The organism is Sphingobacterium paludis (genome assembly GCF_004364125.1).
GTDB lineage: Bacteria > Bacteroidota > Bacteroidia > Sphingobacteriales > Sphingobacteriaceae > Sphingobacterium > Sphingobacterium paludis.
Genome location: NZ_SNZV01000010.1, coordinates 25047 through 50598 on the forward strand (window position 1 = coordinate 25047; position 25552 = coordinate 50598).

Below are 25552 nucleotides of genomic sequence, written 5' to 3' on the forward strand. Positions count from 1 at the left end.
ATTTAAAATAAATATTTAATCGAAACTCTTCTCCTGACATGGTCTTCATTCTCGGACTACTAAAATCTCAATTTGCTTTTTAGCACATCCAAATGTTGATCGGTGATGTCCAAGTGTGTGACAAAGCGAACTAAATAGGTATCGAATGCCACAGCGTATATGCCCACATCTTTTAATTTAGACACGAAGGTTGCAGCATTCATCTTGCCGTCCAGTTCGGCCATTACGATATTTGTTGACACCGGATAACAGCCCTTTACATGGGAGTTTTGCGTCAATATATCGGCTAGGTCTTTTGCTCTTCGATGGTCATCCTTTAGGCGGTCGACATGATGGTCAAGGCATAAATCCCTGCAGCAGCTAGTGCACCGGCTTGCCTCCATCCTCCGCCCATCACTTTACGAAAACGCCGTGCCTTGCTTACCAACTCTTGGGAACCGATCAACACCGACCCTACCGGGCAGCCCAACCCTTTTGACAGACAAATGGAGATGCTATCAAAATCTTTCCCATAGTCTTGCGGTGTTTGCTCCGTCTCGACCAAGGCGTTAAAGAGTCGCGCTCCGTCTAGGTGTAAGATAAGTCCATTCTTTTTGCAAACTTGTTTGATCCGCTTTATTTCGTCAAAATCATACATGCTGCCCCCGCCCTTATTAACCGTATTCTCGAGGCATACAAGTTTTGTGATCGGCTGGTGTATATCATGTGGATTGTTGATCGATCGCTCGACCATTTCCGCGGTAAGCCTCCCGAGGTCGCCATCCAACGGCCTCACCGAAGCAAAAGCGTTCAACGCAATTCCGCCACCTTCATACAGGTAGATATGGGCTAGCTTGTCACAAATCACCTCATCTCCGGGCTGTACATGCACCCGTATCGCCAATTGGTTGGTCATGGTTCCAGTAGGACAAAACAAAGCGGCCTCCCGGCCAAACATATCGGCTACTTTTGCCTCCAACTTATTAACTGTGACGTCTTCACCATAGACATCATCGCCCAGTTCAGCCATTTCCATCGCCGCACGCATGCCCGCTGTGGGCAACGTTACGGTATCACTACGCAAATCAATTTTCATCATGATCAATTTTATTGTTTATACACCGTACTTGCAAACATTAGTTATCGGTAAAATCTAGTGGGGCCACAGCATGCTGATCATGAAAATCCACAAACTCGTTGAGTGAATATTCCGGGCAGGCGCCTTCTTTGGCCGTGACAAATGCGCCCAGGGTAACCGCCCGCCGCATAGTCTGCTCAGCTGTGGCGTCCTTTTCTAACCGCTTTGACAAGAAACCAGCCAAAAAGGAATCACCACTGCCAACCGTATCTTTTATCGCAACGGGAACCGTAGGATACAAATAGAAATTATCTTCCCGAGCATACAAGGCGCCTTTACTTCCCTTAGAAATAATGACTTCCCGCAAATCAAAAGTGTCTTGTAGATAGTTGATACTGTCTTTTTCGCTGCTGTAGGACTTGCCCATAAAATCGAGCATCATACGCAGTTCTGCCTTGTTAAACTTCGCCAGATCTGTCTTATACAACAAATCCTTGATCGTGTTTACCTGGTAAAATGGTTCCCGTAGATTGATGTCAAACACGTTATAGTTACTTCGTTCCAAGAAATCAAATAAGGTGTACCGAGACACCTCATTGCGGGTGGATAGCGTACCAAACACTAACGCATCTACCTCGTGAACAATGGTTTGGTTTGCAATGGTTTTTTCAATAAAATCCCAGGCGACATTTTCCACAATATCATAATGAGCATCGTTATTTTCATCCATGTGGGCAACGACCGTGCTTGTGGGATAGCTTTCATGAATTTGCAGCCCTTCGGTTGACATGTTCCAGGCCTTAAGCTGATTCAGCACTTCCAGCCCCAAATCATCGCTTCCAATCGCACTGATCATCGTGGCATCGATGCCCATTTTAAATAGATGGTAAGCGACATTAAACGGCGCCCCGCCAATTCTCCGTTTGTCGCCAGGAAAAATATCCCACAACAACTCTCCGAAACATGCTACTTTAATCTTATTTTCCTGCATCATACTATTTTGATATACTTTTTACGTGATTATTATTTCGATCTATTTATCCTGCTAAGCCTCTGCTAAAGCCTTCCGAATTTTTGGTTAGAAAGAATAGGCCTGTACCGAAAACTGAAGAAAGGCCCGGTTATCTACCGGATTCCACATCCCCCATAGACCTAATGGCAACACAATATCTCCCACTTTCAGGTTTCTGCTTAGCATCAAACTAATCTCATTAAAGCCCGCATTCCTTGAAAAAAAGTTCGCTTGCTCCCCTTCGCCGTTATTTAATGCAAAGCTATACCCTAAGCGTCCTCGCACTTCAATCTGCTCATTTTTTACAATCGGATACTCCCCAGATACGAATGTAGAAAATTTATTTTTGGAATTTTGGAGATCTCTGTCTCGTCCAAACAGCACCGTATTCCAGCTTATTATTAACGGTACAGTTTCACTTAACGTATAAAATGTTCGAAAATCAAAGAATCGCCCGGTTTCGTTGTTTCGGTAATTAAAAAACTCGGTGTTATTATAGGTGGCATCGGGGGAAAAATTGTAGATATCCCATAGCTCAACGGCGAAGCGTTTATGCTTGTAGCCTACAAAATTATTAAATTCCTTATAGGAGCCACTGGTATTGCCGGCAGCCCAAAACCCACCGTAAACATTTTTGTAGGCCAACTTTATATCCCCGGTGTAAACGAGCCCAGATGCCACTTCAATACCTCGCCACAGGTGGTTATTCCGAAGCTGTAAGGATGAGTGTAATTCCTGCCCAAAAAGCATCCCTGACCCCACAAGCCATAGGCATAGCATGGCCAATAATTTAGCTTGTCTCATTGCAATAGAGTTTGATAATAAAATTTGTTAGTATATCGTTGCCGAAGGGCGCTCGAATCAATAACCTGCTTTAGTCAAGTATATCTTTGGCGCGAATGCGCGATCCAAATAAAGCGTAGGCCAGCATTAACAATTCACAGACCACGGTCAACATCCAAGTCCAACGCCAAGAGCCTAGCAGATCGGCCAAGCCGCCTTGGATAAGGGTGAACACGGCACCACCGAAAACGGCAGAAATAAACACGCCGGACGCTTTGGAGGTGTATTTCTTTAAGCCTTTTATCGATAGCGAGTAGATACAGCTCTACATCGAAGAGTGCAACAGACCAATAGCTACTAGAAACCATAAATTCTGGGTAACCATGGCGATGATAGCGAGCACCGTTGCTAAAATAGTTGTGGTTATCAACTGTGTTTTGGCGGATATCTTATTGAAGAAACTGGATATCGCGCGTCCAACCAGGAAACCGCCCCAATATAAGGTGGACAGTAAAGCATGTATACCGAGATCCATGCCACCAATAATGATATCTGTTTTTCCGAAGAAAGTAAGCGGATGCCCCGATTCCATCAGCTCAAAAGCGTGCAGATTTATATTGGCGCCAATGGCAACTTCTGTGCCCACATAAAAGAAAATAGCCAGTACACCAAGCACGAAGTGCCGGAAAGACCATATGCTACGTTCCAATTTTTCACCGTCGACAGCACGCGTATGCGCAATATCAGGAATGTTGAGGTTTTTGGTAACAAGTGTCACCAGCAATACGCAGAGCACAAGCCCAGCGATGGGCAATAGTAATTGCTTAATTTCAATACCTGCGATGGAAACCCCGCCAAACATCACTGCCGTTACAAAGAAAGGTGCAGATGTTGTACCGATAGAATTAATTGCCGTCGTGATATTGAGACGTTGCACGGGTTGCGTTCCAGGCAATTCATAAGACGCCACATAAGGGTTCACAACCACCTGAATAACGGCTGCCGAGGTCCCCATTAAATACGATCCCATCACAAAGATAATAAAGCCATAAGGTACAATCGTATCGCCCAGCTGCAGTACGAGATGCGTGTGTTGTGATCCGATCCAAGAGGAAATAAAATACATCACCAAACCCGATATCATAAAGAACAGTCCCCGCAAGATGGTACTTTTGTAGCCCAAACGGTTCACCCACTTACTGGCTACTGTGCCATTTAACAGGTAACCTAAGAAGAAAAAGAAGGTGATCAACGTGGTGAATGTATTTTTTAACTGACCCGCATCAGCAAGAAATGTGATTTTTAATGGCGCCTGCAACTGTTCGTTTACAGTTGTCAGAAACCCTACAATAAAATATATAAAAGTTACTGTAGCAAATGGCAATATGCTATTACGTGTATTGGATGTCATAACCTTTAGATTTATTTGAATGATTTAAATGGATTAATGAGATAAAGATTGATTCGCTAGCACAGTCCCCATCCCTTCATTTTTTATGCGTTTTACATAATTGACATAGTGTTCGGCAAACCCTTTTTCATCTGCTAAATTCAGATGTTTGAATGGAGGTATTGCCAAAAAGGCAAGTGGATTTTCATCCTTTATAAGATCTAAGTCCTGTTGTGTTAGCCATGGTTCATTAATTTCATAGCTTGATCCCGTATCATCCTTTAGATAGGCTAGGTAATGTCGATAAGCTGCAATGAGTATAGCGACACGGCTGAGATCTTGGCCTGCTGCGATCATCTTTTTAAGATTCGGAACGATATAGACTGGAAATTTAGAAAGCCCATCGCCACATAAACGGCTCACTTGGTCGCTTACCGATTTGTTTCCGAAACGCTCGACTAATGTTTGTTTGTATTCTTCCAAATCCGTTCCCTTTGGCGCTGGCACATGCGGCGTGATATCCAAATCCATAAATGTTTTTATGAATGCCCGTATATCCTCATCCTGCATCGCTTGGTCAACCTTACGGTAACCTTTGAGCATAGACGGATACGACAACAGTGTGTGAGAAGCATTCAATAAACTTAGTTTCATGTTTTCAAAAGGCTCGACATTATCGGTAAACTCTACCCCTACTCTTTCCAGTGCCGGCCTTCCTGCAATAAAATTATCTTCGATTACCCATTGTATAAAATCTTCGCAATACACGGGCGCTTTATCGGCTATGCCACTTTTCTTGTTCAATCGCTCTACATCTTGCGCAGTGGTTGTCGGCGTGATACGGTCGACCATACTGTTCGGGAAACTGACATGGTCGCGAACCCAATGGAATAGATCCTCGTCCTGCTCGGCAATGAATGTGGTGAAAGCCTGTTTCGCGGCATCACCATTGTGCTGTAAATTATCGCAGGATAAAATAGTGAGGCCACCGACCTGCTTTTCACGACGGCGCCGCAATCCCTCTGCAATAAAACCAAAAATCGTTTTTGGCGCTGAAGGACGTTTTAGGTCATGTTCTACCGTTTCATTATCCCAGATGAAGCTTTGCGTCGATTTATCGAGGTTATACCCACCCTCCGTGATGGTCAGGGTAATGATTTTAATAGCAGGATCCGCAATCTTATCCAGAACAGCATCAGGCTGTTCAACCGCCCACAGCAATTCTTTTATAGCCTCAATTTCATGCAGTTCATCCCGCCCGTCCCTTCCGCATACCGTAAGGGTATAACGTAAATTTTGCGCTGTCAAGTTTTGAAAGGTATTTTTGTCTGAAGCTAATAAACAAACCCCACAGATACCCCAATTCGCTTGGTCTTCATCCCTTAACAGCTGATTAATAAAAAAAGCTTGGTGTGCACGGTGAAAGTTTCCTACACCGATATGCAAAATTCCGCAATTCATGCGCTCGCCATCAAAATTATGTTGATTTCCCATCGTATAACAATTTACCGGTTTATAATAAAATCTTACTGGTTAACCAAAACTACCGAATAGCATGTTTATTAAAAATTGAAAATCAATATTATACATATGGGATCGATCCCAAAGTTAAGGGAACGATCCCAAAGTAACTTTCTTATACTTACCTTTGAGAAAATAATTAAACAGAGAGAAAGGTTATGAAGCGCGTAACTATTAAAGATTTGTCCAAATACCTGGCACTATCAACCTCTACGATATCACGAGCGTTTGTAGACGATAAACATATCCATCCAGAAACCAAGCGTATCGTGCTTGAAGGTGCTCAAAAGCTGGGTTATCGCCCCAACCCCATGGCACTGAGTTTAAAGTATGGTAAGTCAAAAAACATTGGCTTTGTTGTACCCGAAATGACGACACCATTCTCTTCCACGGTTTTACGCGGTGTGCAAAACGTATTGTACCCATTGGGCTATAGGGTTATCATTATGCAATCTGACGAAAATCCTGAAATTGAACGAAAGAACCTGTTGCTTTTGGAGGAATTTAATGTAGACGGCATCATCATCAACCTGTGTCATGAAACATTTAATCAAGCAACCTATCAACAGGTAATGGAAAAGGGCATCCCTATGGTTTTTTTCGACCGTATCCCACCGCGCACGTTGGATGTTTCAAAAGTGTTGGTCAACGACAACATCAAAGCCTCGCTTATGGTAGAGCACCTCATCAGTATCGGAAGAAAAAGGATCGTACATTTAAAAGGCCCTTCCAGCATACGTAATGCAGAGGAACGCGCTAGTGGCTACCGTCGGATTTTGACCAAGCATCAGTTGTTTGATCCGCAGCTTCTTGTGGAGCCGCAAGGGATGCTGTTTCAGCACGGACGCGATGCAGCCAAGGAGCTTATCGAAAAAAACATTGCTTTCGATAGTATTTTCGCATTTACCGATACCTTAGCCATTGGCGCGATGAACTATTTATTGGAACAAGGATACCGGATTCCCGAGCAGATTGCGATTGCAAGTTTTTCCGGAACAGAAATGGCCACAATCGTTCACCCGCCACTATCCAATGTGCAACAGCCGCTGGTGGAAATGGGCGAAACGGCAGCAACATTGGTTATGGAAAAAATCAATAACGCAGTGGCTCCATGTCAATCGGTTACACTCGACGCAAAATTGATCTACAGATCATCCACGTTGGGCAACCCGGTCTAATTTTTGTCTAAACAAGATCCATGCACAGCATATAGAGCTTTACCGCTGTTTCTTGAACACTAAAATCTTTAACACCTTACCGTTCGCTGTAAAAAAATAAGCTGCTTCCCCAAGTACAGATTAGGGAAACAGCTTATACGCTTTCTTTTCAGAAAATTTGTTACCAGCCGTTATTTTGCGCTATTCCAGAATTGCTTAGATCCGGTGGCGGGATCGGCCAAACATGGTGAACGGAGGGATCAAATCTGCGCCCACTCCAAACCTCTACTATGGTATAAGAAGAAGTCGGATCCGTTTTGTTGGCATGCTGTCTACCTGTTGCAGGACGTGCGTAGGCTGCCTGTGCATCACCCCAACGCACTAAATCGGAATGCCTATCGGTATACTCTGCCGCAAACTCCGATCTTCTTTCTCGTTTTAAATCGGCGAGCGTGGCGCCCTGAAGCGCGGGTAAGCCCGCTCTATTGCGCACCAAGTTGATTTCCATATCGCCACTTTGGCCCAACATGATGCTTGCCTCGGCTTTCATCAGGAGTATATCCGCATAACGCACCAAAGGAACGTTCAGATCCGAGGTGGGATAATCCCCAATTGGATTTAGATGCTGCGCGATTGGGTAGCGAAAAGGCTCCATATACTTCTTAAACTGAAAGCCAGTCTGCGAATTGGCCGAATAATACCTGCGTTCCTCGCCAAATAGGGTGTAGCTATCGTTGAATTCCAGTATTGTTGCCTTTTTTCGCGCATCGCCCGCTTCAAAGGAGTTATAGAGTTCTAAAGAGGGATGGAAATATCCCCAGCCATTGTAAAGACCGTAACCGGTGTTTTCAAAAACAACCGCCGGAAGAATACAGCCATTCACTTTATTGGAGACGACAGAGAATATATATTCCGAAGAATAGTTGTTCGCAATATAGAAGACACTGGCAAAATCTTCTTCGGGCCTATCCGTATCGATAAGCTTACGACCCGACCCAGAATTCGTCACCATATCGCAGTACTTAACGACCTCTGCCCAGCGAGCATTGTCGTAGCGTGCCCACTGTATATTTGTTTTCGCTAAATATGCGTAAGCGGCATCCTTATTGGCACGTCCGAGATCATTAGCATCGTAAGTCGTTAACAAGGGCAACAAGTCGGCTGCTGCCAGAAGATCTTTTTCGATCTGCAGAAAATTTTCCCGTACGTGCGGTGGTCTAACAAACGATGTTTCCAGCATATTTTCTTCCGTGACGATTGGCACACCAGCGCGTTGATCGCCGTAATACTGCGCCAAATAGAAGTAGGCATATCCCCGCATAAAATATGCTTCCCCAAGCACGCGCCGCTTGATGCTTTCATTAATCTGCATTGCCGGCACCTTATGTATGATCGTATTGGCGCGCTGGATGATTTGATAAAAGATTCTATACATGCTATTGATACGGTTTTCGTTGCCGGTAGCGGTAAAGTTACGTACGGCTGCGGAACCCGCATCCGTGCGCCCAGTTACCATATCGTCTGAGGCGTTGATAAACCAAAAGAGACCGCGGCCAAACATATTGTCATAACTAAAATGCTGGTAGAGGCCGTTTGCCGCAAAAATGGCATCAGACTCGGTTTTCCAATAGTTAGCATCGGTTATAGAACCTTGCGGTGTTAAGTCTGTAAAACTTTTACTGCATGATTGTGCACACAATCCTGCAGCGAGCAGAACGAATGCGATATATTTAGTTACTTTTAAATACATTTCTATAGTGTTTACAGTTAAAAATTAAGGTTAAGCCCTAACGTGTAGGTTTTTGGCAGTGGATAGTTGGCCATATCCAACCCCGTACTGCCTACCTCAGGGTCTATACCCGAGTACGAAGTGAAAGTAAATGGATTTTCTGCCGAGAAATACACCCTCGTTTGTAATTTTCCAAAAAGATTGCGCAGATTGTATCCTAGGGTTACATTCTTGATACGGAAATAATCGCCGTTTTCCAAGTACCAATCGGAGGCTGTTCCAAAGTTATTATTGGGATCTTGTCTAGACAGCAAGGGAATATCCGTATTGGTGTTCTGTGGTGTCCATGCGTTTAATACGCGGCTGTCTAAGTTATAACCATTGGAACCCGCATTATACGCGGTAAATTTATAGCCATTGAAGATCTTCACACCAGACACCCCGTAGGTTAGCACACTCAGATCAAAGTTCTTGTAATCTACATTCAAGGAAAAGCCGTAAGTAAATCTCGGAATGGCACTACCCATGTACACCCGATCCTCATCCGAAATTCTACCGTCGCCATTGGTATCCACAAAACGCAAATCGCCAGGGCGGGCTCGTGGCTGAACGCCGTGCGCAGCTACTTCTTCCTGCGATTGAAAGATCCCATCACTGGGAATTAAGTAGTAAGAATAGAGGCGCTGCCCGGGTGCAGTACGATAAGGCACCAATGCATTGCGCACGTTATCGCCATGCTGAATGAAGGCATTCGAATAGTCGTCGAGGTGCAAGACTTTATTGTCATTGACACCGATATTGGCCTGTGCTGCAATACGCCAATCACCAAAGGTATCATTATATCTTATGGTGGCTTCCACGCCCTTGTTCATGATATCGCCAATATTGGTCGTTGGCCCACTTTCAAAACCAACATGCGGATCAGGATCATTGGTAAACACCATACCAATAGTCTTCTTTTCATAGTAATCCGCTGCTAAGGTGAGTTTATTTAAAACAGTCATATCCACACCAATATCAAAAGATTGCGATCTTTCCCAAATAATATTAGGGTTGTATTGTTTGTTGACCGAAAAATGCCTGACCAGCCCGAAATCTGAACCAAGCGGCGTAGATGTCCCTGTGGATAGTGGAATATTGTAGGCATACCTAGGAATGGACTGCATATTGCCAATTTGCCCCCAAGAAGCCCGCAGTTTCAAGTCGTTGACGACAGTTTTGTCAAAGAAAGGTTCAGATGAGATCTTCCAGGCACCGGAAATGGAAGGGAAGACATCGGAGCGATTTTCTACCGGTAAACGCGATGAGCGATCCTTGCGGATACTGGCGCCAATATAATAGCGGTTTGCATAATTATAGTTTACTCGTGCGATAGCAGAAGTCAGCGATTCTTCTGATACGCTACTGCCGGGCAGAGTCGGGACGGATGCTGCATTTCCGATATATTGATACCACGGATCTTCGCGCTCGAATCCCACCCCTCGCACTGAATATCCTTCATCACGCATTTTTTGAGCCGAATAAACCGCAACTACATCAAGATTATGCTCGCCAAAACTTTTCGTGTAGTTCAACTGCTGATCCCAAATCCAGCGATCTCCTTGAGATTCCTCATGGTAAAGGTAATTGTTAAGGTTCGCGCGACCAATTTCCGGAACTCTAGGTTCAAAGCGCTTGCTGGATGAACGTACCAAACTAAGAGCAAAGTTAGACTTAAACGTCAAGCCGTCGAAAATATTGACATTAGCGAAAACGTTACCGTTTAAGCTTAACGAAGGATTTCTTACCGTAGGTCTTAGCAACAAGGCTACAGGATTGTAGGTATCGCCATATGTCCCGGAAAAGCCTGCAAGTTCGGGAGGTACCGTACCGTGAAAATTGCCATTCTGGTCATAGACTGGAGCAGCGGGATTCATGTAAATGGCATTAATGATCGTGCCGCTATAGCTGTCGCTCGTGTTCGCACCACGCGCTGTGGTGTGCGTTACATAAAAATTTTGACCAACGGTTACACGGTCGAAAAAGTCAAAATCCGATTTCAAGCGATAGGTAAATCTTTTGTAATCGGTATTAAGCAACGAACCTTTGCTATCGTGGTAACCGAAAGACGAGCTATATCGGGATTTTTCACCTCCCCCTGACAACTGCACATTTGCATTGAGGATAGTTCCGGTTTGGAAAATTTCATCCATCCAGTTGGTGCGTGTTACCTGTCCCCAAGGATTTTGAGCCGCATCATGTCCTGCACTCAAGGGTACTCCGTCGGTTCTTGCCGCCGTGTTATAGGCCTGCGCATACTGTTCCGCGTTCAAGGCAGACGGTAAATTGCTCGCCGTTTGCCAGCCACGGTATACATCGGCATTTAATTTTGGCGCACCGGATTTCCCGCTCTTTGTTGTGATGACGATAACGCCAGACGAGGCCTGCGCGCCATAGATGGCTGCTGCAGCTGCATCCTTCAGGATGTCTACCGTTTCAATATCGTTCGGGTTGATAGGGCCGCCGTAGTTTGGCATTCCATCCACCACATACAGCGGTGATTCCCCATTTAGCGTTCCCATGCCGCGAATCATCACTCGCGGACCAGCGCCAGGGTTCCCTCCGGAAGAAATGACCGTCACGCCGGCCACGTTGCCCTGCATCATACCTTCAAGATTTGATACCGGCCTATTGACCTGATCGGACACATTAGGCAAGGAGCTAACCGCGGTAGTCAAATCACCGCGCTTTTGCTCTCCATAGCCCACCACAACAACTTCATCCAAAGCCGAACTTTGTTCTTCTAGACGGATTAACATCGAATTACTTTCACCCGACTTTATCGCTGTGGCCGCCGTCTCATAGGGTACATAGCCCACCATACTGACTTTAATGCGGTATTGACCGGCAGCGTCCAACCCCGCTAAGACGAACATGCCTTTTTGATCGGTTGAAACTTGCGTCACCGTCTTACCATTGGCATCGATCAGTTGTATCGTTGCCCCCGGGATAGATGTCCCCTTGCTGTCCATAATCGTGCCTCGGAGCTGTCCACTAGTTTGTGCATGAACATTGACCGCGACGAAAAGAGCTAGCCCACTCAAGGCTAACCGAACATTACTAAAAATGCTTCTCTTTCTCATTGAATTTAATTAGGTGTATCTGATTTTTCTTCTATTGGCGAGACTGTATCTATATGTTCTTCATGTTTGATAATAATTTGATTTTCCTGCTCTATATAATCCAAGTTGTTCATTTGGCAAACAATCTGGATCATGGTTAATGTGGGCTCAGTATTACTAAATTCTCCTGTAAAAGACAGGCCTTTAAGATCGAGCGAATCAATCACGATCTGCACGTGTTTTCGCGATGCGATATCGGCAAAGACTTCGGTTAGTGGTGTTTCGACAAAAACGAAAGGTAGATCGTGCTTTTGCACCTTCATCACCTTCGTGTGCGTAGCAGATCCTGAAATTGTCGCAGACGTGCCATTCAAGGTTAGGGATTGCACCTGTGGATCTATGCGCAACTTATCCCCGGGCATGAGGTATTGGTCAGCAATTTGCATGGCTGAACGGGCTGTAGATTTTACGATTATTTTTCCAGATAGGAGCTCTACTTCAATTTTTTCGGAGGCGTGCGCATTGATGGCAAACGCTGTACCGACCGCGGTCGTGGTGAAACCATTGGCCCAAACCACAAATGGGTGCAAAGGGTCATGCGCGACCTGAAACTGCCCTTGCCCACGGAGGTGAAAAACGCGGTCATTTTTGACCGTACTCTTAATAAAGACCAGCTCGCTGCCGGGGGAAAGAATCACTGTCGAACCATCAGGCAACTGTGTTTTCCTCGAGGTTGCGTTGCGGTTTATTAAGCGTACGGTGTCTTCTGCTACAAGAAAATTGCCGTTGATATCATGTGCTACAGGAGCACTGCTTCGCCAGCGCATAATGGAAAGACCGAAGCCAACGACAGCGAGCATGACTACCGCGATCATCCAGTACGTCTTCAATCGACGTTTAACAGGAAGCGCAGTTACAAGACCCATTTTGCGATGCAACACTTCCAGTATAGATTGCGCATCAGCGTCGGCTAGACGATCGGCCTTATCCTCGTCGCCTTTCTGAAATTCATGTTTCAATTGCGTGCGCAAATCGCCATCATCATTTTCCAGATCAGACAATAGGCGCTTCTGCTGCACCGTATCTAAACGACCGTCCCAAAAATCGGCTATACGCTTTTTAAGTTGCTCTTTCATTACTGGTAAATACACCAGAAACGAAAAAAGGGGATGTTTTCGGGTTAAAAAAATTAAAAATAAACCATCGCGTTAACTTTTAGCTTTTGAGGATAGCAAATAGCAGCACCAATTGACTGATACAAGATGGGTAGTTATGCCGCACATAGTCCCGAATTGCTTTATTGGATTGCTTGAGGTAATCGGACACCGACTGCTTACTGATGCCCAACATTGCTGCCACATCTTCTTTTGTACGGCCTTCGTACCGACACAGTATAAAAACCTGTTTTTTACGGGCAGGCAAAATGTCAACCGCCTCTTTTAAAACCGATAACTGCTTGTCGTACAAGTCAAACTGTTGTATACTATCCTCACCGCATTCGATTGGCTCTGTAGGGTATTCTGCCACGTAGTGAACCGATTCTTTGAGCTTACCGCGTAACACATTCAACGATTTATTGTAGCTCACCATGAACAGCCATCCGCCTACCGTGTCTTTACCGGCAAATTTATGGCGGTTTTGCCACAGCGAGAGGAAGACATCTTGCAGCAATTCCGTGGCCAGTTCCTCGGATTTTACCAATTTAAAAATATTACGATAGACATTTTGATGATAATGATTGTATAGCCAGTTAAAAGCAGACACAACCCCCAATGCCATCTGCTGAATCTCCTCGTTTTCTCTTAGGTTACCTTGTATTTGGTATACTAACATCTTTGTGATTTTGACAACTTAACAAATGTATATAAAAATCTTAAGTTAATAAACAAAGTATACATCAACAAAATATTAATTTTAATACACTCGCATTCGTTTTCTTTTAAAAACGGCATGACACCATTTCCCAAATAAGGTTTACTTTAATTTTAAAATTTTGCAAACAAAATACATTTATTTGAAAGTTTGAGCCTGCTGCTAACCGGGACTTTTTGAGGTTCATGCAACAGGAATAAGAGCGCTAAAAAACGTGCCGTGTACCATTTGCTATTTTATCGAAAAGTATCGCTCTCCCACGAAATACTATCAAGATGTATTTAAAAACATTGACGGCTTGATTGGGGCAGCAAAACCTTACATTTTAAAGTTACTGGGCAACATAGGTAGGCTGGAACGAAATTTCAGGCTCAAGCGAGCATTATATGGTGTTTCGCAAGTTTAGAAGGCACCAATATTTCTGAGAGCCTCAAGGGTAACAGCAATCCTACACTGCGAGAAACTTGGATCTTTATCGTTCCTATCCTTAGCGAGTCTAGTGGCAAAAAAATACACATGATTGTGCTTCTCCACATAGCCAACCCACCACCCCACATCTTTACCGTCCTTCCAGCCCCAACCCGTTTTTGCACGTAGTGTATAATCGTAATTTTTTTCCATGACCATTACCCTTTTTAAGATCTCAAGATTCCTCTTAGAAAAGGGAACATTCCCTTCGTAAATCTTTACTAGAAATTCGACCTGATTACGCGTCGAAATTGCCAATGGCCCAAAATTCCAAAAATCGGGTTCGTTTGAAACCTTGAGATTGCCGTAGTTACAAGCTTCTAAATATTCGACATATTCTTCCCGCCCAATCTTCTTCGCTAATTCCATAAATACCCAGCCAGCGGAAACCTCAAAAGCTTCCTTGACGGTCATATCTCTATATGTCGAAGGTCGATAGCCATAAAGGGCAGTATCAATGGATCCCGGCCATTTTATTACGGTATGTTCATCAGCTATAGTACCTGTCTCTAACGCAATTAATAGATGGATAATTTTAAACGTCGAGGCGGGAACCATCTGTTTAAACGATTCGACCTCTTCATTTACCAACCATTTATTGTTGTTGTAATCGAAAATGCTAACACACCCCTCGAAACCACAGCCGGATACGGATAACGTTGGTTTAATCTGACTGAATGAACACGTTGCGCACAACAAAACATAAATAAGACTGGAAATTTTTCTCGACATCAATTTGCTATAGTTATCTTTCGCTTGGACGATTAAGTTACAGGATTTATTCTTCAAATAGTGGAAATTTACATGACTATTTTTGCCATCATTCGTAGGATACCCCGTTTCAACTTGTTCTGCATCTATCAGCAACATCTATTTCCACCGGTAATACCGCAAACCAAAAACCCTTAGCAGCTACCTGCATTCCGTGCATTGAGAGGAAGCGCCCCTCCACATAAACAGAGGCTTCAATCCTGAGATTATTTGCTTAAAAAAGTGCCGACTATTCAAAATGATATACGAATCCCCTATTCATAAAACAATTTAGCTGTTTCCATTCCTCGAAAGTTTAAAAAAAGCTCAAGGATTTACATTTTCGTTTTATTTTTTTAGATTTACATGGGTCAACACAAAAAACCAGCTGCTCAGGCAGCCACTAAACTAACTAACCAGCAAGTTCGATCGGCATGAATGAAAGAGAACTACTCGAAGGAATAATATGCGGCAAGCAACGTGCTTTCTCCCTATTTTTTGACACCTATTGGGAAGAATTTTATGCATACGTATACCGCATCCTTCATGATCAGGAAGAAAGTACGGATATTTTGCAGGATACGTTCGCCGCAATATGGGAACAGCGCGAGAGATTAACCGATGTACAGTCTATCAAAGCGTATGTTTATACCATAATTCACCACAAGGCTGTCAAAAGCATAAAAAACAACATCAAACTTCGGAACTTAAAAGACGAACTGAGCCAATATTTCCCACATCACGACGATAAGCTAGCGCAAGAAGTAAATGCACGCGAATTAGCCGTTTTGATCAACGAAGAGATTCAGAATCTTCCTCCCCGTATGCGCGAGATCTTTTTGTTAAGCAGAAACGAATATTTGTCATACCGCCAGATCGCGGAACAACTGTCTATATCCGAGAATACCGTAAAGAAACAAGTGAGCTCGTCTATAAAACAGCTTAAACAAAAAATCGACGCCGTGTATTTAACAAAGTCTGTTAGCGCGGTAAGTATTTGTAAAGCGCTCACGTTGATGGACGCTCTTTAATTTTTTTTTATCTGATTTACAGATAGTTACATTTTTATTCACTTTCGCACTACTACTTCCCTCGCGAAACGAACACTTACTGGCATACTAACACACTATTTGCCGATGCACCGCCCTGATATAGATGACTTACTAGAAAAGTATGTGAACGGAACTTGCACTAGCCAAGAACGCCAACGGATAGATTTATGGCTACTGAAGCGTGGGCATGATGAAAAAGTGCAGGTAGAAATCGGCAATGCCGACAGCGTAAAGCAACAGCTTTTAGCGAAAATCCATGTCGTGGACAGCATCTCGCCTTATCCCCAAGATGCGGATCAAGGCTTGCCTATCTTGGTTCGTCTTCGCCGTTACAAAAAATACATACTTCCTTTGAGCGCCGTGGCGGCACTGGTTTTAATTTTCGTGGCGCTACCTCGTCGCAGCGAAATACAACGGGCAAACGGTGTGGTAACGGTGCAAACACGGGAAGTAACTACGGCTGCGGAGAACCCAACCGCATTTAAAATCGCTACCATCGACCGAGATTACTCCATTGATGACCTCCCGGAAAATGTAGAACTGCATATTGGCAACGCGTATGTGGTGAAGCGCGGAGCAAATAACTTACATTATCGTACGGATGGTATGGAAACCGACGAGCTGAGCTACCATACGGTTAGCGTACCGGCAGGCAAAGATTTAAATCTTTATTTGGCAGATGGTTCGAAAGTTTGGGTCAATACGAAAACGGTTTTACGGTTTCCTACCAGCCGCGTGAAAAAAGAACGGATGCTTTATCTATCGGGGGAAGCCTTCTTCGAAGTGGCTTCCGACAAGGTCCATCCGTTCATTGTGGCTGGAAAAGGCATGGAAGTACGCGCTACGGGCACCCAATTCAATGTGCGCAATTATCTTGACGAAGAGCAACTGAGCACGACATTGGTGGAGGGTAAAGTAGATGTGCATGCCGGCCCTAGCGTAGCGAAACTATCTCCTAATCAGCAATGGATGGCCAAAACCGGTACGAGCGCTCGCGTGCGGCATGTCGATGTTGCTCATGTGCTAGGGAGCAAAGACGGATATTTCGTTTTTGACAAACAAAATATCCGCGAAATTATGAACGAAGTATCGCGCTGGTACGATATTGAGGTGGACTATCAAGGCGAGATCACCGATAAAGAATTTGGCGGTACATTTTCTAGAAAACGCAGCCTGGATGAGCTAATCGATTACTTGAGCGCACTGGGTGGATTTTATATGAAGCGAGAAGGAAGGAGGATTACGATTATGTCATAATATATCATCCTAAATGTAAAAACCGGAAGTGCTCCAACACGCCCGGTTCATTACACAGCACAAAGCTGCTATTAGGTCAAACAATTGCGGTAACAATTTTTAACTAACCTATTCATGCAAATATACAATTATTTTACTGCCCGAAAAAGGGGCAGCCAAGGATCTTTTTACCTAACTAATCTGATCATAACCGTGAAACTATGCATTGCCATGCTCATCTCTGTCGTGCACGTGCATGCAGCAGTATTTGCGCAAAAGGCTACTATCCAAGTGAAAAACGAGTCGTTGGAGAAAGTCTTCACCAGCCTGCGCAAACAAACAGGATATGATTTTCTGTATGTATCGGCCGACTTAAAAGGGACAAAGCCGGTGACATTGACTTTTGTAAACTCACCTATCAACACGATACTACAAGCTGTGTTCGAAAAACAGCCCGTCACCTATACCATCAAAAATGATATGGTGTTGGTGCAGCGGCGTGCTGTAACGGCCAAGGGCACTATGCAGCAGGACAGCACGATCCGAAAAATATCGGGTGTGGTAAAGACACCGGATGGCAACACCTTAGGCGGGGCATCTATCACGGTACAGGGAGGAAAAACGGAAAGCACCCTTACGGATGCTACCGGAAAATTCACCATCAACGCGCCCATCAATTCCACGCTGTCGGTATCCTATGTAGGTTACAAGGCTATGCCGGTCGCTGTTGGTGAGCAAACGTGGTATGATATTGTGCTTAGCGATTCTTCCAGTATGCTGGAAGAGGTGGTGGTGGCGGCGATGGGCATACAGCGTAAGCGCAAGACACTGGCATACTCGAGCGCGGAGATCAGTGGATCGGCGTTGAATGAGGCCCGTGAAACCAATGTTGCCAACGCACTGACCGGTAAGATCGCCGGTGTGGACGCCACACAGGTTGCCTCCGGACCGGGCGGATCCAGTCGTGTCGTAATCCGGGGAAATGGATCCCTAAACAGCAACCAACAACCACTGTATGTGATCAACGGTATCCCCATGAACAATAACAATAAAGGCGGTGGCACCAATACAACCGGCTTGAATATAGACCGTGGCGACGGGATATCGAGCATCAACCCGGACGATATTGAATCGATGACTGTGCTCAAGAGTGGAGCCGCCGCAGCCTTATACGGTAGCCAGGCAGCAAATGGTGTCATCTTGATCACAACGAAAAAAGGTGCCGCCCGTCAAGGTATTGGTGTAGAATTTCGCTCCAATGCTATGATCGGTACACCAAGTGCCTATCCAAACTACCAGTATCAGTACGGATCTGGAAACGATGGTGTGAAGCCCACTACGCAAGCGCAGGCACTGAGCGCCGGGCGTCTCTCTTATGGCGCGCCGATCGATGGCTCGCCTGTCGTGCAGTTTGATGGCGTCACTCGCCCTTATTCTGCCGTCTCTGTACGCGACAATATCAACAGCTTTTACAGACCGAGTGTAGACCTAACCAACTCCTTAGCTTTCAGCGGCGGATCGGAAACCATAAACTACCGTGTATCGCTCTCGGATCTTCGTTCGCAAGCGCAAACACCCAACTCCACTTTTAAAAGAAAAACGGGTAACCTGAGCCTGCAGTCTAAGTTGGGGAAAAACGATTTTTTGAAACTGGAATCGACCATCCAGTATAACCGAGAAGACCGCAACAATATTGCGGGGGTGGGTTATGCCGAGCGCAATCCGTCTTGGGCCGTTTACTTGATCGGTAACACGGTTGATATCAATTCGCTTCGGCCGGGTGCCAACGCCGAAGGTAATGAAATCCAGTGGAACCCTGTGCCTGCAGCACCCAATCCGTGGTTTGTTGTAAACAACACGGGCAATAGCGATGATAGGGATCGTTTCATAGGGCAGTTTTCGGCTCAGGTTGACCTCATGAAAAATCTGTATGTACGTGGAACCATCGCTCGTGATTGGGAATCCATCGATTACATGGACTACAGTCCTATAGGTACCGCATTCACACCGCGCGGCTTGTTCAATTCCAACCAAGAGCAAAACGTCAAAACAAACTATTTGGGAATAATCAATTACACATCGGATTTCTCTGAAGATTTTGGCTTCACAGCATTGTTGGGTGGTCAGGCCGATCGGAATGCCTACACGTTTAGTGCGATAAACGGAAGAGAGTTTATCGTACCCAATTTTATCAGTTATACGAACCTTTCTATCTTAGACAATCCCAGCCGAATCGATACGCGTTGGGGGACCAATTCCGCTTTTGGGCAAGCAGATTTTAACTATAAATCCTTCCTAAATTTAACCGTAACGGGTCGTCAGGATTGGTTTTCTACGTTGAATAGGCAGAACAATGCGATCTTCTATCCTTCGGTTGGTGGTAGCTTCATTCTTTCGGATCTGGTTACGCTACCCTGGAAGATGAATTTCCTGAAGCTCCGGGCGAACTGGGCGCAGGTGGGCAGCAGCAATGTGGGGCCTGGCGATGTGATCCGCATGTACCAAATCCGTACAGGTGGTTTTCGCGGCACGACTGTACAAGACGGTAGCAGCGAGCTCATAGACGTTAACCTCAAACCCCTTACGGTAACCACGTCCGAAGGCGGTTTCGAAATGAATTTCTTCAACAACCGCTTAGGGATAGATGCCACCTACTACAGCCGCATCACCACAAACGATATCCTAAAACCGAATATATCGCAAACGAGCGGCTTTCTATCCGGCTTTATCAATGCCGGTAAGATTAGCAATAAAGGCGTGGAACTGATGATCACGGGCACCCCTATCCGGAGAGACAAATTCCGTTGGAACATTACCTATAACTACGCCTATAACCAGAGTAAAATCATAGAACTTGCACCGGGACTGGATTTTGTTGAAGTGGGCACGGGTATCTCGGGCGCGGTACGCATACTGAATGCTGTCGGCCTGCCCTACGGTACTGTCCGCGGATGGAAACTGTTGAAAGACGAGCAGGGCAGACAGGTGTACAACGCCACAAGTGGCTACGAAGAACGCGTAGAGGCCGATCTTGGTATTGCTAACCCGCCGCATACCATGGGGTTGAATAACCAATTTCAATATGGCGATTTTTCCCTCAGCTTTCTTTTTGATGCAAAATTCGGCGCGGTGGCTTTCAACAACATGTGGACATACGCTATGCGTTTCGGTTTAACGGAAAGCACACTACCCGGCCGTGATAATCCGAACGGTCTCACGCTGGAAGGGGTGGATAGAAACGGAAATCCGTTCAGTAAAACCTGGCCCCAAGAACAATTGGACACCTACTACAACAACCGCGGTGCTATGTATTCGGAATTGCAGACGTTCAGCACCGACTTCGTCAAACTACGCGAGCTGGTCTTCAACTACCGCATCCCAGCCAAAAGGCTCGGCATTAAGGGCATTGAATCTGCAAACATCGGCATCGTGGGTCGTAACCTTGCCATCCTTTACCGGGACAAAGCAGTTCGCGCGGCAGGACTTGACCCCGAAATGCAGCAAACGGTGGGCAATGCAACCGGTACCGCCGGTACCGGTGAACCGCGAACCAGAAATTTCGGATTCAATTTAAGTGTTACATTCTAAAGCTACCACGATGAAAACTATGCATATAAAACCTATCAAAAATCTTTTCTACGGTGTATTTGCTGTTCTCCTGTATAGCAGCTGCAACCCAGAGTCATTGACTGAAATGAACCGGGATGTCAACCGCATTGACGAGGTTATACCCGAATACATGTTTACCGGTGCCTTGCTGGATCTTCCGCAGCACAGCTACACCGTCATTGCGCAGGGGGTCCAATATTTCTCGACCTATAAAGAGGTTGCCGGTGTGGGCGACAAATACTACAGCTTTAACGGTACCGAAGCACCCTTCTTCTATTATACCGGCACCACGGAGAACAATTTGTGGATCGGAAAACTCAACCGACTCTATCAAATACAAAAAGCCTTGGAAAGTCAGGCTGAAGAGGGAATAGACAATACAAACAAACTAGCGTTGGTACGTATTTTAAAGGTCTATTTCTTTCATCAACTGACCGATGTGGCCGGCGACATCCCGTACTTTGAAGCGCGACTGGGCGAGCAAGGTACATTAAGCCCCAAATACGACACACAGGAAGCGATCTACAAGGACCTTTTAAAGGAACTGGATGAGGCTGCTGTTGCACTTACTGCCAATAGCCCAAGTTTTGGAAATGCGGATCTTTTTTTTGCGGGCGACATCGTCAAATGGAAGAAATTTGCTTACACCCTGATGCTTCGCTTGGGCATGCGCCTGACCAAGGTGGATCAAGGTACGGCTCAAACTTGGGTACAACGGGCTATCGCGGGCGGTCCGATGAGCGAGGAAGGCGATATCGCTTATTTATCGTATGCAGCGACGCCTGGCAGTCTAAATTACAAGATCAATAGCTTGGTGAATGGCGATTACAATTCGCCGGGCGGCGACAATGTCGAAGGTGGAAAATATGCCGCTACCTTTATCAACCACCTCAAAAACACGGCAGATCCGCGTTTACCTGTTCTTTCCGTCGTGTGGGTTAGAAATGCCGACGGCAGCTATCGGGCAGATAACAGCATCGGCACACAGCGCGGCATGATCAATGGCAGCCTAAATACCTTTCCTAGTGATTTTGACAGCTACTCGGAGCCCTCTCAGCTTTATTTAAACACCTCCTCGCCTATTATTATTTTGGGTCCGGCGGAAGCCTATTTGCTTTTGGCAGAAGCAGCGATCCGCGGCTGGTACACGGGCAGCAGCGCTGCCGAAGCCTACAATCAAGGTGTGCGTATGGCCATGAAGCAATGGGCCTTATGGCCGGATGTGGCGCCGCACAGCGGGCGAATTTCTGACCAGCAGATCAGCAACTACCTCACCCAGAACCCTTTCCTTGCGACAGGATCTTTCGAACAACAATTTGGGCAGATCAACACACAGAAATGGGTAAGCCTTTTCGGTGACGATTATGAAGTTTTTGCGAACTGGCGTCGCACCAATTATCCGACATTGATGCCGGTAAATTATCCCGGCAATGTGACGGGCGGCAAGATGTTCCGGCGTTTCTACATTCCGCTGAACGAAAACCTCACCAACCGTGAAAATTATATGGAGGCCTTACAACGCCAAGGTTTTTCCGAATTCACAGGCGACAACCTAACCACCAGGGTGTGGTGGGATGCGGAATAAAACGCGAACCACACCTATTTATAAGCCCGGCGGCAGCAGCGTAGCATGCGCCGTCATGGGCTTCTTTTGAACGGCTACACCTACATAAGAAACAAAGACATGCAACGAAGAGAAGTTTTAAAGTTAGTATCGGCCGCCTCCATCTTGGGTGGCGTGTTTGGTCCAAAACAACTAGCGCACGCTATAGATAAAAAAAGTATTACAGCGATTACATCGGGAGCATCCCGTAATTTATTTGAAGAACTTGGCATCCGCACCTTTATCAATGCACGTGGTACCATTACAGCCATGACGGGTTCCTTGATGCACCAAGAAGTCTTGGACGCCATACAAGATGGTGCACAAGCATTTTGCATGCTAGACGAGGTGCAAGACAAAGTTGGGGAGCGCATTGCGAAGATCGTCCACGCTGAAGCGGCAGTGGTCACCTCGGGGGCTTTTTCGGCACTTACCCTTGGTCTAGCCGGCGTCTTGACCGGAATGGATGAATATAAGGTTCGCCAGCTTCCGAACTTGGAAGGCACCGGCATGAAATCTGAAGTGATCTGCCAAAAATCGCACGATATCGTCTACAACAAAGCCCTGACCAATACGGGCTGTAAGATGATTATGGTGGAAAGCGCCGAGGAACTTAAAAATGCCATAACTGAAAAAACGGCACTTTTGTTCTTCCTCAATATTGAGGCTGATAAAGGGCAAATTGGGCACGAGGAATTCGTTAAGATAGGGAAAGCGCACAATATACCGACGATGATCGATATCGCAGCGGATGTACCACCGGTGTCCAACCTTTGGCGCTTCAACGATATGGGCTTTGACCTTGTCTGCATTTCGGGCGGAAAAGCTATGCGCGGACCGCAGAGCGCGGGGATCTTAATGGGGAGAAAAAACATTATTGATGCCGCGCGCTTAAGTATGCCTCCTCGCGGATTCAACATTGGTCGCGGTATGAAAGTGAACAAAGAGGAAGTGCTGGGCATGTATGTCGCGCTCGAAAAATTTGTAAATCAGGATCACGATGCTACCTGGAAGGATTGGGAGGCGCGTACCGCTAAAATTGCAAAGCGTATCGAGAAGCTTCCTGGCATACAAACACGTGTATTCATACCGAAACTGGGGAATGTAACGCCGAATCTGGAGATCTCTTGGAAAGGAGACGCTTTTAAACTGTCGGGCGAAGCACTTGCCGAACGACTGCGAAAAGGAACGCCGTCTATTGAACTGGGCGAAGTCAAGAGCAATATGGTATCGCTCACCGTATGGATGATGAAACCCGGAGAAGAAGATATTGTGGCCGGAAGACTGGTTGAAGAACTCCAACAGGCGAAAGCGTAAACCCTAAAAAAATTATTATGCATCATTCAATAAAGATAGTATCCCTGATTTGTGTGCTCTACCTACTTGCTTCGACAGGTACGCTATGCGCGCAGGAATATGATTTGGTTATTAAAGGCGGGCACGTGATCGATCCGAAAAATAAGCTCGATGAAGTCATGGATGTAGCGGTCAGCCAGGGCAACATTGCCCTGCTCGCCAAGAATATTGACACGGCTCAAGCGCTGCAGGTCGTTGACGCCCGTGGACTTTATGTTGTACCCGGACTCATCGACATCCACACGCATCATTTCTGGGGGACAAAACTGGATCAAAACTACATGAATGGCCCAAGCGCCTTTCCACCAGACGGTTTTACCTTTCGCAACGGGATTACCACCGTGGTGGACGCTGGAAGCTCGGGCTGGACATCATTCCCTGATTTTAAAAAGCAGACAATAGACCTCTCCAAAACGCGGGTTTTGGCCTTTTTAAATATTGTGGGACAAGGGATGCGCGGTGGCCCCTATGAGCAGAATACCGAAGATATGGACGCCAAGATGTCGGCATTAACGGCTCGGCAATATGCCGAACACATTGTTGGCTTCAAGGTCGCGCACTACGAGGGCTATGATTGGACGCCCGTAGAACGGGCCGTGCAAGCAGGCAAGCTGGCCGGTGGACTGCCCACGATGATCGACTTCGGCGGCAGCACGCCTCCCCTGCCCATCCGGGAGCTGTTTATGGAGAAACTACAACCCGGCGATATTTTTACGCATGCCTTTGCGCAGTTGGGCGCTCGTGAATACCTGGTCGATATGCAGACCGAAAAAGTGAAACCTTTTGTCTATGAAGCGCGCAAGCGCGGAATAAAGTTCGACGTGGGCTATGGCGGCATCAGCTTTGCCTTTTCTCAGGCCATACCGGCCATACGCGAGGGTTTTTACCCGGATGCGATCAGCACCGATATCCATATCGGAAGCATGAATGGATCCATGAAGGACATGCTGACCGTGATGGACAAGTTTCTGGCGATGGGCATGGGTTTGCAGGCGGTGATTGAGGCATCGACCTGGAAGCCCGCACAGCTTATCAAACGTGAGGAGCTGGGCAATTTGTCGGTGGGTGCGGTAGCAGACATCGCCGTGCTCGGTATTCGGGAGGGTAATTTCGGACTGTTCGACTACATTGGGCATCGCTTGGCTTCAAAAAAGCGGCTGGAGTGCCAAGTGACGGTCAGGGGCGGCAGCATTGTCTATGATTACAATGGGCTAGCTAATCCGCTAAACGTAGATTTTCGAAACTACTTACGGGAAGAAAACATCAAACGAAAAACCTTGCGCGAACATTAGTATGCCGCAATACACGCTAACCCAAATGGATGTCTATAGTTGTCAAAAGCAACCTGAAACGATACATCGACACATTCCATGGTCATTATAAACAGTATTTACGTATGAAAAAGAACATTTATCTTCTCCTGCTCACCCTGTTTGTGCAGCAGGGCTGTGCAGAGCGGGTCGACACATCGACAACAACGAGCGAAGGTATAACCCAGCAAGAGGTGACAGCGGCTATGGAAGCATTGCGACAAAATCTGCTTTCGCCAAAGCGGGAGTCGCTTCTTGAGCTAGCTGCACCTTCCTTATCTTACGGGCACTCCTCGGGGATGATGGAGAACCGCGATAGCTTCATTGCCTCGCTCAGCTCGGGGAGGTTTAAATTCGAACAGTTGAACTTTTCAGAGATAGCTATCGAACTAAGCGACCGTGCCGCTATCGTTCGCCATGTACTAACAGGGCGCAGCGCAGACCAAGGCAAGGCGCCAGCGGATGTAAACTTGCATGTGCTGCTGGTATGGTATAAGCAAGATGGGGAGGTGCGCTTACTGGCACGGCAAGCCGTAAAACGTTAAG

The 25552-nt window shown here is 46.0% G+C and carries 20 protein-coding genes; 8 read left to right on the plus strand and 12 right to left on the minus strand.

The window, feature by feature from the left end; all coding sequences use genetic code 11:
* Nucleotides 1–59: 59 nt before the first annotated feature.
* The 7 genes from B0I21_RS20500 to B0I21_RS17445 all read right to left on the minus strand — a co-directional run bounded on the left by B0I21_RS20500 (nt 60) and on the right by B0I21_RS17445 (nt 5736).
* Nucleotides 60–224: a hypothetical protein gene (locus B0I21_RS20500; RefSeq protein ID WP_317130194.1), complete on the minus strand. Its 165-nt coding sequence runs from the start codon at nt 222–224 to the stop codon at nt 60–62.
* 92 nt (nt 225–316) lie between these two features.
* Entirely contained in the window at nt 317–1078 is a 762-nt protein-coding gene (locus tag B0I21_RS17425; RefSeq protein WP_317130195.1) for a threonine aldolase family protein, read from the minus strand.
* A 37-nt stretch (nt 1079–1115) separates the two neighbouring features.
* Nucleotides 1116–2051, minus strand: coding sequence for a carbohydrate kinase family protein (locus B0I21_RS17430; RefSeq protein ID WP_243836215.1), 936 nt, complete (start codon nt 2049–2051; stop codon nt 1116–1118).
* A gap of 84 nt (nt 2052–2135) precedes the next feature.
* Nucleotides 2136–2873, minus strand: a complete 738-nt coding sequence (locus B0I21_RS17435) for a hypothetical protein (RefSeq protein ID WP_133641774.1) — start codon at nt 2871–2873, stop codon at nt 2136–2138.
* Nucleotides 2874–2943: 70 nt separating this feature from the next.
* Nucleotides 2944–3117, minus strand: a complete 174-nt coding sequence (locus B0I21_RS20430; RefSeq protein ID WP_243836217.1) for a hypothetical protein — start codon at nt 3115–3117, stop codon at nt 2944–2946.
* A gap of 60 nt (nt 3118–3177) precedes the next feature.
* Nucleotides 3178–4263 carry an MFS transporter gene (locus B0I21_RS17440; RefSeq protein WP_243836219.1) on the minus strand — a complete coding sequence of 362 codons (1086 nt, stop codon included), beginning with the start codon at nt 4261–4263 and terminating at the stop codon, nt 3178–3180.
* Between the two features lie 33 nt (nt 4264–4296).
* Nucleotides 4297–5736 (minus strand): mannitol dehydrogenase family protein, encoded by a 1440-nt coding sequence (locus B0I21_RS17445; RefSeq protein ID WP_133641775.1) that lies wholly within the window; start codon nt 5734–5736, stop codon nt 4297–4299.
* 185 nt (nt 5737–5921) lie between these two features.
* On the opposite strand from B0I21_RS17445, the gene B0I21_RS17450 reads away from it, so the two are divergent.
* Entirely contained in the window at nt 5922–6941 is a 1020-nt protein-coding gene (locus B0I21_RS17450) for a LacI family DNA-binding transcriptional regulator (protein WP_133641776.1), read from the plus strand.
* Between the two features lie 160 nt (nt 6942–7101).
* Here the strand turns inward: B0I21_RS17450 and B0I21_RS17455 are convergent, their stop codons facing one another.
* The 5 genes from B0I21_RS17455 to B0I21_RS17475 all read right to left on the minus strand — a co-directional run bounded on the left by B0I21_RS17455 (nt 7102) and on the right by B0I21_RS17475 (nt 14960).
* Nucleotides 7102–8670 carry a RagB/SusD family nutrient uptake outer membrane protein gene (locus B0I21_RS17455; protein ID WP_208292384.1) on the minus strand — a complete coding sequence of 523 codons (1569 nt, stop codon included), beginning with the start codon at nt 8668–8670 and terminating at the stop codon, nt 7102–7104.
* A gap of 17 nt (nt 8671–8687) precedes the next feature.
* Nucleotides 8688–11771 (minus strand): SusC/RagA family TonB-linked outer membrane protein, encoded by a 3084-nt coding sequence (locus B0I21_RS17460; protein WP_133641778.1) that lies wholly within the window; start codon nt 11769–11771, stop codon nt 8688–8690.
* Nucleotides 11772–11776: 5 nt separating this feature from the next.
* On the minus strand, nt 11777–12886 hold the full coding sequence (locus B0I21_RS17465; RefSeq protein ID WP_133641779.1) for a FecR family protein: 1110 nt from the start codon (nt 12884–12886) through the stop codon (nt 11777–11779).
* A 79-nt stretch (nt 12887–12965) separates the two neighbouring features.
* Nucleotides 12966–13583 (minus strand): RNA polymerase sigma factor, encoded by a 618-nt coding sequence (locus tag B0I21_RS17470; RefSeq protein ID WP_133641780.1) that lies wholly within the window; start codon nt 13581–13583, stop codon nt 12966–12968.
* 441 nt (nt 13584–14024) lie between these two features.
* Complete coding sequence (locus B0I21_RS17475) at nt 14025–14960, minus strand: class D beta-lactamase (RefSeq protein WP_208292385.1); 936 nt, start codon at nt 14958–14960, stop codon at nt 14025–14027.
* Nucleotides 14961–15274: 314 nt separating this feature from the next.
* Here B0I21_RS17475 and B0I21_RS17480 point away from each other — a divergent pair, with 314 nt between their 5' ends.
* The 7 genes from B0I21_RS17480 to B0I21_RS17510 all read left to right on the plus strand — a co-directional run bounded on the left by B0I21_RS17480 (nt 15275) and on the right by B0I21_RS17510 (nt 25551).
* A complete protein-coding gene (locus B0I21_RS17480; RefSeq protein ID WP_133641781.1) occupies nt 15275–15871 on the plus strand; it encodes an RNA polymerase sigma factor in 597 nt (198 codons plus the stop codon).
* Nucleotides 15872–16015: 144 nt separating this feature from the next.
* Nucleotides 16016–17149: a FecR family protein gene (locus B0I21_RS17485; RefSeq protein WP_166637890.1), complete on the plus strand. Its 1134-nt coding sequence runs from the start codon at nt 16016–16018 to the stop codon at nt 17147–17149.
* Between the two features lie 114 nt (nt 17150–17263).
* Nucleotides 17264–20716: a SusC/RagA family TonB-linked outer membrane protein gene (locus tag B0I21_RS17490; protein WP_133641783.1), complete on the plus strand. Its 3453-nt coding sequence runs from the start codon at nt 17264–17266 to the stop codon at nt 20714–20716.
* A 10-nt stretch (nt 20717–20726) separates the two neighbouring features.
* On the plus strand, nt 20727–22322 hold the full coding sequence (locus tag B0I21_RS17495; RefSeq protein WP_243836221.1) for a SusD/RagB family nutrient-binding outer membrane lipoprotein: 1596 nt from the start codon (nt 20727–20729) through the stop codon (nt 22320–22322).
* Nucleotides 22323–22421: 99 nt separating this feature from the next.
* Nucleotides 22422–23657 carry an aminotransferase class V-fold PLP-dependent enzyme gene (locus B0I21_RS17500; RefSeq protein WP_133641784.1) on the plus strand — a complete coding sequence of 412 codons (1236 nt, stop codon included), beginning with the start codon at nt 22422–22424 and terminating at the stop codon, nt 23655–23657.
* Nucleotides 23658–23674: 17 nt separating this feature from the next.
* Entirely contained in the window at nt 23675–24988 is a 1314-nt protein-coding gene (locus tag B0I21_RS17505; RefSeq protein WP_133641785.1) for an amidohydrolase/deacetylase family metallohydrolase, read from the plus strand.
* Between the two features lie 104 nt (nt 24989–25092).
* Nucleotides 25093–25551, plus strand: a complete 459-nt coding sequence (locus B0I21_RS17510; protein WP_166637891.1) for a nuclear transport factor 2 family protein — start codon at nt 25093–25095, stop codon at nt 25549–25551.
* Nucleotide 25552: the final 1 nt, after the last annotated feature.